Genomic DNA, 15,908 nt, shown 5'->3' with positions numbered 1-15,908 from the left:
AACTAACAATAAAATATAGTATATGGTTAATTGGTGAATTTTCCTGATTTTGGGAAACCTTTTGGAACCAAACGCCCTCCTCCAGCACGCATCCCCATCCACTCGATGAGATCATCAGCCTGACGATTAAAGCAACGTGCAGCCATATCTTGCCAGCTTAAGCCTTCTGATAAATTAAAGGTTTTGGCATCAGCAATACCGCCCTCTTTGTAACGTTGCAAACGAACACCTTTACCACGACTCATTTCTGGTATTTGTTCAACGCCAAAAATAAGCATTTTACGGTTTTCACCAACCACCGCAACATGATCTCCTTTTACCGGAACACAAAGCTTTACTTTATCAGGAAACTTCACATTCATAATTTGCTTGCCTTTTCGTGTATTCGCAATCACTTCGGTTGCCAATACAATAAAGCCATTTCCATGAGAAGAAATCAAGAGAAGCCTTTCCTGTGCATTATACACAAAAGCTGTTAGGATATCCTGTTCGTTATCTATATCAACTAAAAGACGAATTGGTTCCCCATGACCTCGTCCTCCAGGTAAACTATTTGCAGCAATAGCAAAAAACTTTCCACCAGTACTTATCAGCACAATCTTATCTGTAGTAAACGCTGGAAATGCTAACTTCAAAGCATCACCTTCTTTGAAAGAAAATGTATTATAATCACTCAAATGTCCCCTCAAAGCACGCATCCAGCCTTTTTCAGAAATAACAATAGTAACTGGTTCTTTTTCAATCATTGCCTGATGAATATCATCAATATCATGCCTTGGTGCTTCTTCAAATGTCGTACGCCTTTTCCCTAAGAGGGTATCAGGACCAAAAGTTTTACGAACTTTTATGATTTCCTCTGAAATAATTTTCCATTGCTTTGCACGAGAAGCTAATAAATCCTGCAGTTTTTCTTTTTCATCCTTCAAGCTTTTAAATTCCTTACGAATTTCAAATTCTTCAAGCTTACGTAGAGAACGCAAGCGCATATTGAGAATAGCTTCAGCTTGATTTTCCGTTAATTTAAAACGCTTGATGAGCTCTTTTTTTGGTTCATCCTCTTCACGAATAATCTGAATAACCTCATCAAGATTTAAATATGCGATAAGATATCCGTGGAGAATTTCTAAACGGCAGTCAATTTGATCAAGCCGATAATGAGAGCGGCGGATAAGCACCTCTTGACGATGTTCGAGCCATTGCTGCAAACTTTCACGCAAAGAAAGAACATTTGGTATTTTTCCAGAAGATAAAACATTAAGATTAAGAGGAAATCTTACTTCAAAATCAGTCAATTTAAAAAGAGACTCCATAAGGAGTTCAGGATCAACGGTACGATTTTTAGGAACAAGCACAATGCGGATATCTTCTGCTGATTCATCTTGAATATCCTCAAGCATTGGTAATCGCCGTGCAAGCAGTAATTCCGCTGTTTTTTCAATAAGGCGTGACTTTTGAACTTGATAGGGAATTTCAGTAACAACAATCACATAAGAACCACGACTACCAAATTCCTGATGCCAACGCGAACGCAACCGAAAGAATCCACGCCCAACACGATAAGATTCCTCAATGCTCTTTTTAGGCTCAACTAAAATGCCTCCTGTTGGAAAATCAGGCCCAAGTACAAACTGGTTTAATTCCTCATCATTTACATCGGGATGCGTAATCAAATGGAGTGCTGCATCACAGAGCTCAGCAACATTATGAGGTGGAATAGATGTTGCCATACCAACAGCAATACCTGACGAACCATTTGCTAAAAGATTAGGAAAAGCTCCGGGTAAAACAACCGGTTCTTGATCTTCCTCATTATAGGTTAAACGAAAATCAATCGCGTCTTCATTAATCCCTTCAAGCAGCAACGCCGCCACTTCAGTCATACGCGCTTCCGTATACCGCATAGCAGCAGCATTATCACCATCAATATTACCAAAATTTCCTTGTCCATCAACCAGTGGATAACGAACGGCAAAACTCTGCGCCAAACGCACGAGCGCATCATAAATAGATGCATCACCATGCGGATGAAATTTTCCCATCACATCGCCAACAATCCGGGCACACTTTGCATAGGATTGTCCTGGATTCAGTTTGAGTAAACGCATGGCATGAATAATGCGCCGGTGCACAGGCTTTAAACCATCACGCACATCAGGTAGCGCACGGTGCGTAATGGTAGAAAGCGCATAAGCCAAATAACGCTCTTGTAAAGCAGAACGTAACTCTATTAGCTCAATATGTTCTTTATCAAAAGGTAAAATCATTTTATCAGACATAGCATTAGGACAACAATTCTCAAAATAATGAGCAATTATTTCATAAGATTTTTTCAGTACAATTTTTATGAGTCGATTATTTTTATTTAAAATCGACTATATAAAAACAAACGATGTGATTACAACATGAACAGAAAATTATATCAATTTGAAAAATTTTATATACGCGTTCTCAATCTCATCTAATCATTATACAGAAATACTTAATCCATTAAGTTGAAATCTTTTTCTGAAAATCTCACGAGAAATGCGCTCTCTGATCTTATAGCTCTTTAAATAAAAGACCTTGCATAACAAAATGATATCCAGTTTCATATAATGAACTTTACAGAGTTCTCTAGAACAACGCAATATTTCATAACACCGCGTTATTCTTATAAACACGAAGATAAATAACTTTTTTACAAGGTAGAAAAACTTAAATGGAGCATACATCTTAAATTTTTTATAAACAACCATATACGCTGACATAGTTCAAAGACATTAAAGCTTCACGGCTAATTAAAAAATAGCAACAAACTAAAATTAAATCTTTTAACTCTTTTTTCTAGCAGGAGCAATTCGTATCCCTAAATCATGTAATTGTGTGGAAGAAACGTCAGACGGGGCACTCATCAAAAGATCAAGCGCTTGCTGATTCATCGGAAATAGAGCGACCTCCCGTAAGTTTTTAACACCTTGCAAAAGCATAACAATACGGTCAACACCAGCCGCCATACCACCATGTGGTGGAGCTCCATAATGAAATGCACGATAAAGAGCACCAAAACGATCTTCTACCACCTCTTTAGAAAAACCAGCAAGATTAAAAACTTTAAGCATCATTTCTGGTGAATGATTACGAATTCCACCCGATGCAATTTCATAACCATTACAAACGAGATCATACTGAAAAGCTTTAAGCGTAAGAGGATCCTGGTACTCAAGAGCATCTTTCCCTCCCTGAGGCAGGGAAAAAGGATTATGTGCAAAATCAAGCTTTTTTTCATCTTCATTCCATTCAAAAAATGGAAAATCAATAATCCACGCTAAAGAAAAACACTCTCGATTGATAAGGTCCAATTCTTCCCCGACCCGTGTACGTGCTGCGCCGGCAAAAGATGCAAATTTCTTTGGATCCCCTGCCACGAAAAAGCAGGCATCACCACTTTCAAGCCCAAGCTGCGTACGGAGTGCTTCAGTCCTTTGTTCACCAATATTTTTAGCGATAGGGCCAGCACCTTCAAACTTACCTTGCTCTTCACGCCAGAAAATATAACCGAGCCCTGGTTGTCCCCCTCCTTGTGCCCATCCATTCATACGATCACAAAAGGCACGGCTTCCACCTGTTTTAGCCGGAATAGCCCATACTTGTGCATTCTCATCATTTGCTAAAATCTGAGCAAAAACTTTAAAACCAGAATCATAAAAATGCCGAGAGACATCTTCCATAATGATCGGATTACGTAAATCTGGCTTATCTGAGCCATATTTTCGCATTGCTTCATCATAAGGAATACGAGGAAAACTTTGTGTTACAGATTTTCCATTTGCAAACTCTTCAAAAAGAGAACGCATAATGGGTTCCATTGTTATAAAAACATCTTCCTGTTCAACAAAACTCATTTCAATATCTAATTGATAAAACTCTCCTGGAAGACGATCTGCTCGCGGATCTTCATCTCTAAAACAGGGAGCAATTTGAAAATAACGATCAAAACCTGACATCATCAACAACTGTTTGTATTGCTGAGGTGCTTGTGGCAACGCGTAAAATTTTCCCTGGTGAATACGGCTTGGCACCAAAAAATCGCGCGCCCCTTCTGGTGATGAGGCTGTCAAAAGTGGTGTTGTAAATTCCATAAAACCATTCTCTTGCATAGACCGTCTGATAGCGGAAATAATTTCGGCACGACGCATGATGTTTTTGTGCATCGTTTCGCGACGTAAATCAAGAAAACGATATTTCAACCGAATATCTTCTGGATAATCAGGTTCACCAAAAACAGGTAAAGGAAGCTCATCAGATTTTGAAAGGATTTCAACCTCTTTCGCAAAAATTTCAATTTCGCCTGTTGGAAGAGATGTATTAATAACCTCATCAGAACGTGCACATACTTCCCCATCCACACGAATGACCCATTCAGAACGTACTGTTTCGACAATTTTAAAAGCTGGCGAAGCAGGATCAGCAACAATCTGTGTGATTCCAAAATGATCACGTAAATCTACAAAAAGGATTCCGCCATGATCACGAACACGATGAACCCATCCCGAAAGACGAGCCTGTGTTCCTACATCACATTTACGAAGAGCAGCGCAATGATGACTGCGATAACGATGCATAGTTTTTGCCTTTAATTATAATTCCACATGCGCTACAAACGCTTTTTAATAACCATTTGTCAAGATATGAGGATAAAGACTCAAAAAAAAAGTCAATAAAAGACAAATTTAATTTATCTGGCTATAATAGAATAATGATGAATCTTATTACACAAACAACAGATCTTGAAATTGCACTTTCCACTCTACGTACCTCAGATTTTGTAACAGTTGATACCGAATTTATCCGCGAGACAACTTTCTGGCCACAACTCTGTCTCATTCAGCTTGCATCACCAACTGCTACAGTTCTGATTGATCCAATATCACAAGATATTGATTTAAAACCGTTTTTTGATTTGATGATCGACGAAAAAATTGTTAAAGTTTTTCATGCTGCCCGTCAAGACATTGAAACAATTTATCATCTTAGTGGTATAATTCCCTTCCCCCTTTTTGATACACAAATAGCAGGATCAATTTGCGGATTTGGTGATTCTATCTCCTATGACCAAATTGTACAACGTTGCACGGGGCATCAGCTTGATAAATCATCTCGTTTTACAGACTGGAGCTGCCGCCCTCTTTCCGAAAAGCAGTTGCTCTATGCACTTGCCGATGTAACTTATCTCAGAGATGTTTACCTCTTATTAAAAAAACAGCTAGAAAAAAACAAACGCACCCACTGGATGGATGATGAAATAGCAATCCTTTTAGCTCCTAAAACCTACGATATGCCTGAAGATGAGGCATGGAAAAAAGTAAAAGGCAAAGTAAAAAAACCGCGTGAACTTGCCGTATTGCAAAAAATAGCAGCTTGGCGTGAACGCAAAGCACGAAGATATAATATCCCGCGTCGTCATATCATGAAAGATGAATGCCTTATCGAAATAGCAATCCAACAGCCACAAGATGAAACTGCCTTGAAACGTTTGCGCAGCCTACATAAAAACTGGGACAAGCTCTCAATCACACAAACATTAATCAGAGCTGTCCACGAAGGCTTAGAAGTTGATCTTGCTACTTTACCTGCCCTTCCTAAATATAATGCACTCAATGAAACATCAACTGCAGTTATTGATCTTCTCAAAGTATTATTAAAACTCGTTGCAAATGAAAATGGCATTGCCCCCAAGATTATTGCATCTTCCAATGACTTAGAAAAAATCGCAAATGGATGTATAAAGGAAAATATTCCCGCTATGAATGGTTGGCGTTATGAAATATTTGGGCACAAAGCTGAACAACTACTAAAAGGTCAGATAGGATTTTACTTTAAAAATGGAAAAATAAATACCAAACAGCTCTAATTTGTAAAAAAGTTTTAACCGTTTGCATTCTGAAATTGACGCAAAAAGAAAACATTTAATGCATTTGGTATAAAAGGTATTGAAAAATCAAAAAAGAAAGATTTTACAAGTGCATTTAGGTAAGCTAATTTTATTTGAAAAATGTGAAAAAAATCTGGAAAAATTCTAAACACCTTCATTCCAGAAAAATCAGCTATGCTATTCATATTTCTAGATTAATTAAAATATTCTTTATAGCTAATACAAATATAATAAGAAAGACATACTAAAATTTTAAAATTTAAATTTGATCAATGCTTGTTCAAAATAATAACAAAATTTTAGAAATCTCAATCAGAATCAAATTTATCATCAAAAAAATTTAAACCAAAAAGCTTTGAATTCTAAAATAAAGACGGAAATTTTTTTCTATAATACTCGCTGTCACGTTTACAAAAATATCAGCTTAGCGTGAAAGCAAAGTATGCAAATGTAATATATTTTACATCGTCATATCATAAAAATAAGTATTATATTGAAAGCACAATTCAATAACCAAAAGCTGAATTCTGCATAGTAATCCAAATACGTAATAATATAATCACGAATTCATCTAACTTTATAGAAAAGGAATTAGAAAGTTTCAAAAGAAAGAGGGAGTTTTATTATTTTTGATAATTTTTTCAACCGAATGAGAGGACGTTCTCCTAATAGATCAGCATAACGCCCCGGAATATACAAGACAACATGATCCGTTTTTTTATGCCATGAGAAATGAGGTAAAATACCTGCAGTAGAAGAACTAAAAAGATGTGCAATACGCATAATTTCTCCAAGAATGCGCGCTTTCCTGGTCATATTTTTGTTCGCTAGTTGAAAAATGGGAAGAGATTCTTCATCAATCAATAAACCTGTATTGCGAAAAAAAACAGCGAGCGCAGCATAAGCACGTCCTTCATGAGAAATTCCCGGATAAGAACCCAGCGCTATCTGATTGGCTGCCTCGTTACCTCGATAATCTGGGTGTATACGCCAACCAATATCCGCAAGAAGACAAGCAGCCTTGCGATAACGGCATTCATTTTCAGTTTCTGAAATTCCAAAAACTTCAAAGGCATTGCTGGTAAAATCAATGAGCTCTTCCGCTTGCTTTGGAGAACGGGCCCGCAAAATAGCCATTTCCGTACATGCTGCAATGAGAGGATCTGAAAGCCGAACCTCTCGCGGCAATCGTGAATAAAGAAAGCCTTCCCGGACGCCAGCTCCAGAAAAGATTATTTTTTCAAAACCCATACAACGAATAAGCTCAATAAGAATGATCGCTCCATAAGATAAAAGTTGACGGCGATTTTTTGAGATCGCTGTAATTCCTTTTATATTATCAACACTGCCACTTACAACAAAATGCAAGAAATTTTCCATTTCTCCCGCATCAACTTCATAACCATGCATAACAGGTAGCCGATAATGTTTGGTTGCCATATGGAGTTTTGCCAAATTACGCCAAGTTCCTCCTACTGCATAAAAGCAACGTGCCATACCCTTACAAACGATAGCAGATTTACCAAACTGTTCATGAGCAATTTTTGCGGCAGCAGTAATATCATTATTGGACATATACTGTAGGCGCAAACCACCTAACGGTAGAGTTATCCCCTTACCTACATCAAAGTTATCAACATCAATAAGTTCGAGACTTCCACCACCAAGATCCCCAGAAATACCCTTTGGTTTATGAAAAGTAGAAATAACTCCGTATGCTGAATAAACAGCTTCTTCACTTCCTGAAAGAAGATATATTTTATTTTGCAAGATATTTTCAGCATTTTGAATAAATGTTGATCCATTTTTTGCTTCTCGCGCCGCCGCTGTTGCGAGCGTATAAACCTCATCTGCTCCAATCTGTCGACAAAGTGCACGAAACCGTTTCAGTGTTTGCAACGCCATTTTTATCGATTTTTCTTCTAAAAAACTGGTTTTCGCAACACCTTGTCCTAAACCACAGAGAACTTTTTCATTAAATAAAACTGTTGGTGAACGCACAAGACCTTCATAAATAACAAGGCGAACAGAATTTGATCCAATATCGATAACAGCAACAGGCTTGCACCCTTTTAGCCGACCTTGAGCATCTATATACGTCATCGGATTTCAGTCTTTATGCACTTCGGTTTGCTGCCGATGCAACGCAACAAAACGTGAAGCAGAAGACTCAAAAGATTTTTCCCACCCCGTAAAACCTGCATTGGCCATAAAATACTCCTGCGCATTAAACGGACTTTCACCTCTTTGCGGTTTTATACGTCTTGATGTTCCACTCTTGAGTATATCAAAGCTTTGTTGATTATCAATAATATTAGCCAACATAATTTGTAAAAGAATTTGTTTACGAACTGTTTTATTAAAAACTGGAGCCAATATTTCAATACGATAATCTAGATTACGAGGCATCATATCAGCAGATCCCAAATAAACAAGTGCATTCTCACTAGGTAAATCTCCACCATTACCAAAACAAAAAACACGACTATGTTCAAGAAAACGCCCTACAATTGATTTTGCACGAATATTATCTGAAATTCCTGGAATACCAGGACGTAAACAGCATATACCACGTACCACAAGATCGATCTGTACACCGGCTTGACTAGCACGATATAAGGCATCAATAATTTCAGGATCAACCAATGCGTTAACTTTCATCCAAATAGCAGCAAACCGTCCCTGCCTCGCATTGCTAATTTCTCCTTCAATATGCTTAAGAATACGACGGCGCAATGTTAAGGGTGAAAAAGCAATCTTCATTGCTTCATTTGGGCGTTTATATTGGGCCATATAATTAAATAGTAATGCAACATCATGCGCAATATCATCATCAGTGGTAAAAAAAGAAAGGTCAGTATAAACTTTAGCATTAATAGGATGATAATTTCCTGTTCCAAGATGAACATAAGAGCAAAGGCGCTTTCCTTCACGCCTCATGATAAGCGACATCTTAGCATGGGTTTTTAAGGCAATAAAACCAAAAAAAACGCGCACCCCCGCACGCTCAAGATCACGTGCCCAACGAATATTTGCTTCTTCATCAAAACGTGCTTTAAGCTCCACCAAAGCAGTCACTGACTTTCCCTGTTCAGCAGCCCTAATCAAAGCACTAACAATAGGACTATCATTCGATGTACGATAAAGAGTCTGTTTAATTTCCACGACATCAGGATCACTCGCAGCTTGATATAAAAATTGCACCACAACATCAAAGGATTCATAAGGATGATGAATCACAATATCGTTTTCACGAATAGCCGCAAAGCAATCACCTTTATGCTTAAGAATACATTCAGGAAAACGAGGATGATAAGGAATAAATTTTAGATCATCGCGCGGAACAGAAACGATCTCTGATACCATATTAAGCGCCAAAAATCCATCGAGAATACTGATACAATTACTAGGAACAACAAGACCATTCGTTATAAATCGGCGTAAATTTTCCGGCATTTTCGTGTCAAATTCAATTCGAATAACTTGCCCACGACGGCGTCTTTTAAGAGCCGTTTCAAAAAAATGAACAAGATCTTCAGCCTCTTCTTCGACTTCAATATCACTATCACGAATGACTCTAAATGTACCCATTTCATCAAATTCAAAATCAGGAAATACATAATGCATAAAAAGACTAATCACATCTTCAGATACAATAAAACGAAAATGATTGCCTTTTTGAGGAAGAAGAATAAAACGTTTTAAGGATGTTGGAATAGGCAACAACGCTATAGTAGAGGATTGATCGGCACAGCGGGACAATTGGAGGGCGAGTGAAAGCCCTAAATTAGGAATAAATGGAAAAGAGTTAACAGAAACAACAGATAAAGGTTTTAGAATAGGAAAAATCGTATCAAGAAAATATTTTTCGAGCCATAATTTTTCAATTTCTGAAAGCCCATCAGGAGCAATGATTTCAATATCATTCTGTTTTAATTCATGACATAAAATACGTAATTCTTGTAATTGATGAACCTGTAAACGTGAAATCTCATTTAACACAAAATCAAGTTGTTCCTGTGGCGTACGTCCATCTGCACTGCAGGTTGTAACCCCATCACGAACTTGAGCAGCAAGGCCAGCAACACGAACCATAAAAAACTCATCAAGATTTGCTGCTGAAATTGAAAGAAATTGCAACCGTTCTAATAAAGGATTCCTTGAATTAGCAGCTTCCATCAATACGCGTGTATTAAATTGCAGCCATGAAAATTCCCTATTAATAAATCGCTTCGGATTTTTCATTGTTATATCCGATAGAGAAATATGATCTTCCACCCTCTGTTTCATATACTATAGATAAATTCCCTTTATACTTTTTAAGATATTTATGAGCAAATATCTCACAGAACACTTTACGATGTGTTACCGTAATAATAACCTATCAATGACCACTAATTTTTGGCGTATTACTTATATTTAATATTTCAAGACACTCTGAGTTATTTCTATGTGCAAAATGCTAAAAACATAGAAATTGATGCATATAACATAAAAGATAGTCAGCTTATCTTAAAAAGTATCTTGCATTATTATAAGCTTTATTACAAATTAACACATATAGAGGATTCAAATCATATTTGATTAGGTAATTTATCCGGAGTTTGTACGCTATGGCTGATCACAACATTCCCCATTTTCAAAATGATTATGGATATAAAACAATTGAAATTGGTGTAAAAGAATTTATGTGTATGGGAGCTACACAACCATTCGATCATCCTCATATTTTCATTGATATGGGGTCAGCTGATGAGAAAATTTGTCCTTATTGTTCAACACTTTATCGTTATATTTCCTCGCTATCGTACAACCAAACAAACCCACCAGGATGTTTATACCATCCAAATAATTCGTCATAGCGCATTCTTTGCTCTTTTCATATGAAAATACCACATGGATCAATCACCTATCATAGTTGGAGGAGGTATTGCTGGTTTAAGTACTGCTTTGGCACTTGCCCATAAAGGAATTGCAAGTACACTTATCGAAAAGTGTAAACAGCTTAATGCTGTGGGTGCTGGTATTCAGCTTACCCCGAATGCGACCTCTATTCTAGCGCATTGGGGAATTCTTAAAAAGCTTATTGAAGTGGGAACAACACCACATTTTTTTGAGTTACGAGATGGGCTATCTTTAAAAACACGACTGCACGTTGATCTTATCAATTTATCGGAAAAAAACTGGAAAGCCCCTTATATTACAATTCATCGTGCCGCCTTACAAAAAGTTTTACACAATTCCGTTATGGAAAATCCTTTTATCACATATAAAACAGGCGAAACTGTCGTATCGTCTATCCAAACAGCATCTAGCGATATTCATATAAAAACAACAAAAACAGATGCATCATATAAAACACAACAACACCAGTTTTATTCAACATCGCTTCTCATCGGATGTGATGGAGTTTGGTCCACACTACGAGAATTAGCTCCCTTTCATGAAAGAGCAGATTTCAGTGGCTTTATTGCTTGGCGTGCTACAGCAGAATTTGAAAATCTGCCTGAGAACTTTCATTCTTTATTACAAAATATGCAAACAATTACTGCTTGGATGGGCCCCCGAAATCATCTTGTTGTCTATCCCATTCAGACATCAGCAAAAACTTTTAATTTTGTAGCCATTACTCGTGGAGAAAATTCAAAAGAAGGGTGGGCCCATAAAGGAAATAAAGAAAGTTTGAAATCTCTTTTCAAAGATTGGGATCTGCGAATTTTGCAAACCCTTGATCATATTGATGAGTGGAGTTATTGGCCACTTTTTCAAATGAAACAAGATCGCTTTTTAGGATTAGAAAGACAAGTATTTGTTGGTGATTGTGCACATGCAGCCCTTCCTTTTACCGCACAAGGTGCTGCTATGGCAATAGAAGATGCCGCCATATTAGCAGAAGCACTCTCTTGTAAAGATATTTCATTAACAAAAGCTCTTTCACTTTACGAAAGAATACGTACGCCCCGAATTAAAGCTGTAAAAAAACGTGGAGATTTTAATAGAATAGCCTATCATGCAACGGGACCTATAGCAATTGTACGTAATTTCATCATGAAAATTCGTACGCCAGAAAGCATCATGTCTAACCTTAATTGGCTTTATATGTATGATGCGATGAATCTCATAAAAATGTATGATAAAAACTTATAAAATTCCCCTAATAGTTTTTGATATATCAGAAATATTTTCTTGAATTTATAATATTGAAACATTATCATCGTTTCTATAAACAAAAACAAGAAATTCTAGAATCTATAAATTTGATTCAAAAAAGATTTTAAGCCACCGCTCAAGAAAAAATGTAATCCCCAAAGAGTAGTTTTTAAGTCAATTCCACATCTACAACCCCCTGAATTGATCTCATAGCACTTGCTACACATGAATTAACCTTATATCGTTTTGGAAGCGCAATTTCGACCTCCCGTACCCCATCCTCTTGAATAAGAATAAGCCCTACTTCTCCATTCCCACTAGGATTTAAATTTTGCTCGATTTGCGCAAGCATATCCACTGTTTTTATAAAGAGACGCATCATTTTATGATGCTTTGAGGCCTCTTTTTCTAAAGACTGAACTGTCTCAAGTCGCAAACTCACGCCTTCAGAGCGATTCTCCGCACTCACTGTAATGATAAAAGATTTTCCAGGTTCAAGTATTTCCTCATAATCCGAAAGCGTCTCGGAAAAGAGAACTGTCTCATACTGCCCACTCGTATCAGAAAAATGAATAATCCCCATTTTCTTACCAGACTTTGTTTTGCGCACTTGTTTTGCCACAACAGTTCCAGCAAGCCTAGCAGCAGTTGCTCCTGCTTTAACAGCATTGGCAAAATGAACCCAAGTTTGTACGCGTTTTTTAGCAAGAATAGCTTGATATTCATCCAAAGGATGCGCAGAAAAGTAAAAACCTATTGCTTGAAATTCTCGATGAAGTTTTTCATCCGATAACCAAGGAGATGTTTGTGACAAAATCAAAGGCTCTTTTAATCCACCTGCCATCCCAAATATATCAATCTGTCCGCTAGAATTGTTTTCAATAACACGAAGTGCACGTGCATGAAGAATTTCAAGACTTGCCAATAAAACCTCACGTGCAATATGAAAGCAATCAAAAGCACCAGCACAAACCAAACTTTCCATCGCACGCTTATTAACAATACGGGGATCAATACGCTCACAAAAATCTTCCAAATCCTTAAAAAGTTTATTTCCACGACAAGCAACAATATGATCAACGACAGCTTCCCCTACACCTTTAATGGCAGCAAGAGAATAATAAATACAGTTATCACCAACCTCAAAAATGCGATGGGATGTTTGTACACAAGGAGCAATAACTTTAATACCTAATCTTAATGCTTCACGTCGAAAATCATTTAACTTATCTGTATTTGTCATATCATACGTCATTGAAGCGGCTAAAAACTCAACCGGATGATGTGCTTTCATATAAGCCGTTTGGTAAGAAACAATCGCATAAGCAGCTGCATGGGATTTATTAAAACCGTAATCTGCAAATTTTGCTAAAAGATCAAAAATAATATCAGCTTGATCCTTATCAACACCGCCAGCTATAGCTCCATTCACAAAGCGTGTACGCTGTTGTTGCATTTCTTTGTGAATCTTTTTACCCATAGCACGACGTAATAAATCTGCTTCCCCAAGTGAATAACCAGCAAGCACCTGAGCAATCTGCATCACTTGCTCCTGGTATACAATGACACCTTGTGTTTCTTTAACCAGGTGATCTATTTTAGGATGAATAGAAGCAATTTCCTCTTCCCCATGTTTACGTGCGTTATAGGTCGGAATATTCTCCATTGGACCAGGACGATAAAGCGCGACAAGAGCAATAATATCTTCAATACGATCTGGTTTCATTCCAATAAGTGCTTTACGCATACCAGAACTTTCAACTTGAAATACACCAACCGTTTCACCACGTGCCATCATAGCATAGGTCACTTCATCATTGAGAGGGATATTTGACAAATCTATTTTGATACCCTTTCGCGCGACAAAATCTACAGCCATTTTCAAAACGGTAAGGGTTTTTAATCCAAGAAAATCAAATTTTACCAACCCGGCTTGTTCAACATACTTCATATTAAACTGTGTTACAGGCATATCAGAACGAGGATCACGATACATCGGAACAAGCTCGGAGAGCGGCCGATCACCAATAACAATTCCTGCAGCATGCGTTGATGCATGCCGATAAAGTCCCTCTAGTTGGAGCGCAATATCTAATGTGCGTCCAATGACAGGATCTTTTTTCTTTTCTTCCACAAATTTAGGCTCATCCTTGATAGCATCAGCCAATTCAATTTGGCTCCCAGGTGTGGCAGGAACTAATTTTGTAAGATAATCCACTTGACGATAAGGTACTTCTAAAACACGGCCAACATCACGCAATACCGCACGTGCTTGTAATTTTCCAAAGGTAATAATTTGAGCAACTTGATCACGACCATATTTTTTTTGCACATAATGAATAACTTCTTCGCGCCGCTCTTGACAAAAGTCGATATCAAAATCAGGCATAGAAACACGATCTGGATTAAGAAAACGTTCAAAGAGAAGAGAAAAACGCAAGGGATCAACATCGGTAATAGTTAATGCATAGGCAACCAGTGAACCAGCTCCAGAACCACGCCCTGGACCAACAGGAATCTCATGGGCCTTTGCCCATTTTATGAAATCTGAAACGATAAGAAAGTAACCAGAAAATTGCATACGTGTAATAACGGAAACTTCATAATCGAGCCGCTGTTCATAATCTGCAATTGTATATCCTTCAGCCAATCCAATTGTTTCAAGCCGTATTTTTAAACCAGCTTTAGCTTGATTTAATAATTCACTATCCTCTAATTCTAAAGTATAGTTTGAACTATCAGATTGCTCTATAAAACGCGGTAAAATTGGTTTTCGAATTGGCGTAGCAGTATGACAACGTAATGCAATTTCAACACTGTTTTCTAGAGCTTCTGGAAGATCAGAAAACAGTGCAACCATTTCGTCTTGTGACTTCAAATAATGATCTGGCGTTACACGTTTACGCTCTGGATTAGAAACAATTTGCCCTTCAGCAACTGCCATCAATGCATCATGTGCTTCATAGCCTTCTTTATTCAGAAAAAAAGCTTCATTGGTTGCGACAAGAGGAATTTCATGTGCATATGCTAACTCAAGAAGCGCAGTTTCTACTTGTCGATCAAAAGAACCATGACGCTGCAATTCCACATAAAGACGATCACCAAAAATTTTTTTTAAATAAGTTAAGCGTTCAACAGCACGTTCTTTTCTATCCTCTGCCAAAGAAAAATTAATAGGCCCTCCCTTACCACCCGTTAAAGCGATTATCCCTTCACCATGCGACGATAACCAATTGGCTTTAATATGAGGAGGATCGGTATCACACTTATCAAGATAAGCACGACTCACAAGACGCACCAAATGAGCATAACCGATCTCGCTAGCAGCCAATAAAACAAGAGAGGAAAAACCAGAAGGATGGCGCCATTTAGCAAAACGCGGATTGTCTTTTCCATCACCAAAATCAACTGTAAGCTGACAACCAATAATAGACTGTATGCCATGAGAAAAACAATATTGCGAAAACTCCAAAGCACCAAATAAATTATTTGTATCGGTAATAGCAACCGCTGGTGTATGATCTGAAATCGCATGTTGAATAATTTGTGGGATCTTCAAAGCCCCTTCAAGTAGCGAATAAGCAGAGTGCACTCTTAAATGAATAAAGCGAGGAAGAGATTGTCTTTCGTCTCGTATTTTATTTTTATCTTTTGTCACTCTCACAATTTCCCACTACAAAATAAACGCCAACTCGTAGCCTTTACCTGCTGCCCTATTTAAGAGAAACCATTGTAACTTATCATACGCTCTTAAATCTACAAATCCAGCATCTCACAATATATTGGCAAGATACTCTCATTTTATTGACATTCATGAGAGACTTCCATCAAGAAAATATCTCTATTC

The 15,908-nt window shown here is 37.5% G+C and carries 8 protein-coding genes; 3 read left to right on the top strand and 5 right to left on the bottom strand.

Annotation, left to right across the window (positions count from 1 at the left end; translation table 11 throughout):
* Positions 1-26: 26 nt before the first annotated feature.
* Positions 27-2,276 carry a DNA topoisomerase IV subunit A gene (gene parC / locus J7R07_RS04315; RefSeq protein ID WP_208435716.1) on the bottom strand — a complete coding sequence of 750 codons (2,250 nt, stop codon included), beginning with the start codon at positions 2,274-2,276 and terminating at the stop codon, positions 27-29.
* 534 nt (positions 2,277-2,810) lie between these two features.
* Positions 2,811-4,601 (bottom strand): aspartate--tRNA ligase, encoded by a 1,791-nt coding sequence (aspS, locus tag J7R07_RS04310; protein WP_208435715.1) that lies wholly within the window; start codon positions 4,599-4,601, stop codon positions 2,811-2,813.
* A 134-nt stretch (positions 4,602-4,735) separates the two neighbouring features.
* Here aspS and rnd point away from each other — a divergent pair, with 134 nt between their 5' ends.
* Entirely contained in the window at positions 4,736-5,890 is a 1,155-nt protein-coding gene (gene rnd / locus J7R07_RS04305; RefSeq protein WP_208435714.1) for a ribonuclease D, read from the top strand.
* Between the two features lie 612 nt (positions 5,891-6,502).
* Here rnd and ppx read toward each other — a convergent pair.
* Both ppx and J7R07_RS04295 read right to left on the bottom strand, forming a co-directional pair.
* On the bottom strand, positions 6,503-8,014 hold the full coding sequence (ppx, locus tag J7R07_RS04300; protein WP_208435713.1) for an exopolyphosphatase: 1,512 nt from the start codon (positions 8,012-8,014) through the stop codon (positions 6,503-6,505).
* A gap of 6 nt (positions 8,015-8,020) precedes the next feature.
* Positions 8,021-10,201 (bottom strand): RNA degradosome polyphosphate kinase, encoded by a 2,181-nt coding sequence (locus tag J7R07_RS04295; protein ID WP_208435712.1) that lies wholly within the window; start codon positions 10,199-10,201, stop codon positions 8,021-8,023.
* 323 nt (positions 10,202-10,524) lie between these two features.
* Here J7R07_RS04295 and J7R07_RS04290 point away from each other — a divergent pair, with 323 nt between their 5' ends.
* A complete protein-coding gene (locus J7R07_RS04290) occupies positions 10,525-10,773 on the top strand; it encodes a zinc-finger domain-containing protein (protein WP_208435711.1) in 249 nt (82 codons plus the stop codon).
* Positions 10,774-10,807: 34 nt separating this feature from the next.
* Positions 10,808-12,058, top strand: a complete 1,251-nt coding sequence (locus J7R07_RS04285) for an FAD-binding protein (protein WP_208435710.1) — start codon at positions 10,808-10,810, stop codon at positions 12,056-12,058.
* Between the two features lie 172 nt (positions 12,059-12,230).
* Here J7R07_RS04285 and dnaE read toward each other — a convergent pair whose 3' ends face one another.
* Positions 12,231-15,719: a DNA polymerase III subunit alpha gene (gene dnaE / locus J7R07_RS04280; protein ID WP_208435709.1), complete on the bottom strand. Its 3,489-nt coding sequence runs from the start codon at positions 15,717-15,719 to the stop codon at positions 12,231-12,233.
* Positions 15,720-15,908: the final 189 nt, after the last annotated feature.

Origin of the sequence: Bartonella phoceensis (assembly GCF_902825145.1) — a bacterium.
Classification (GTDB): domain Bacteria; phylum Pseudomonadota; class Alphaproteobacteria; order Rhizobiales; family Rhizobiaceae; genus Bartonella; species Bartonella phoceensis.
The sequence above is the reverse complement of the archived record's forward strand: the minus strand, read 5'-3'. Positions and strand labels throughout refer to the sequence as shown.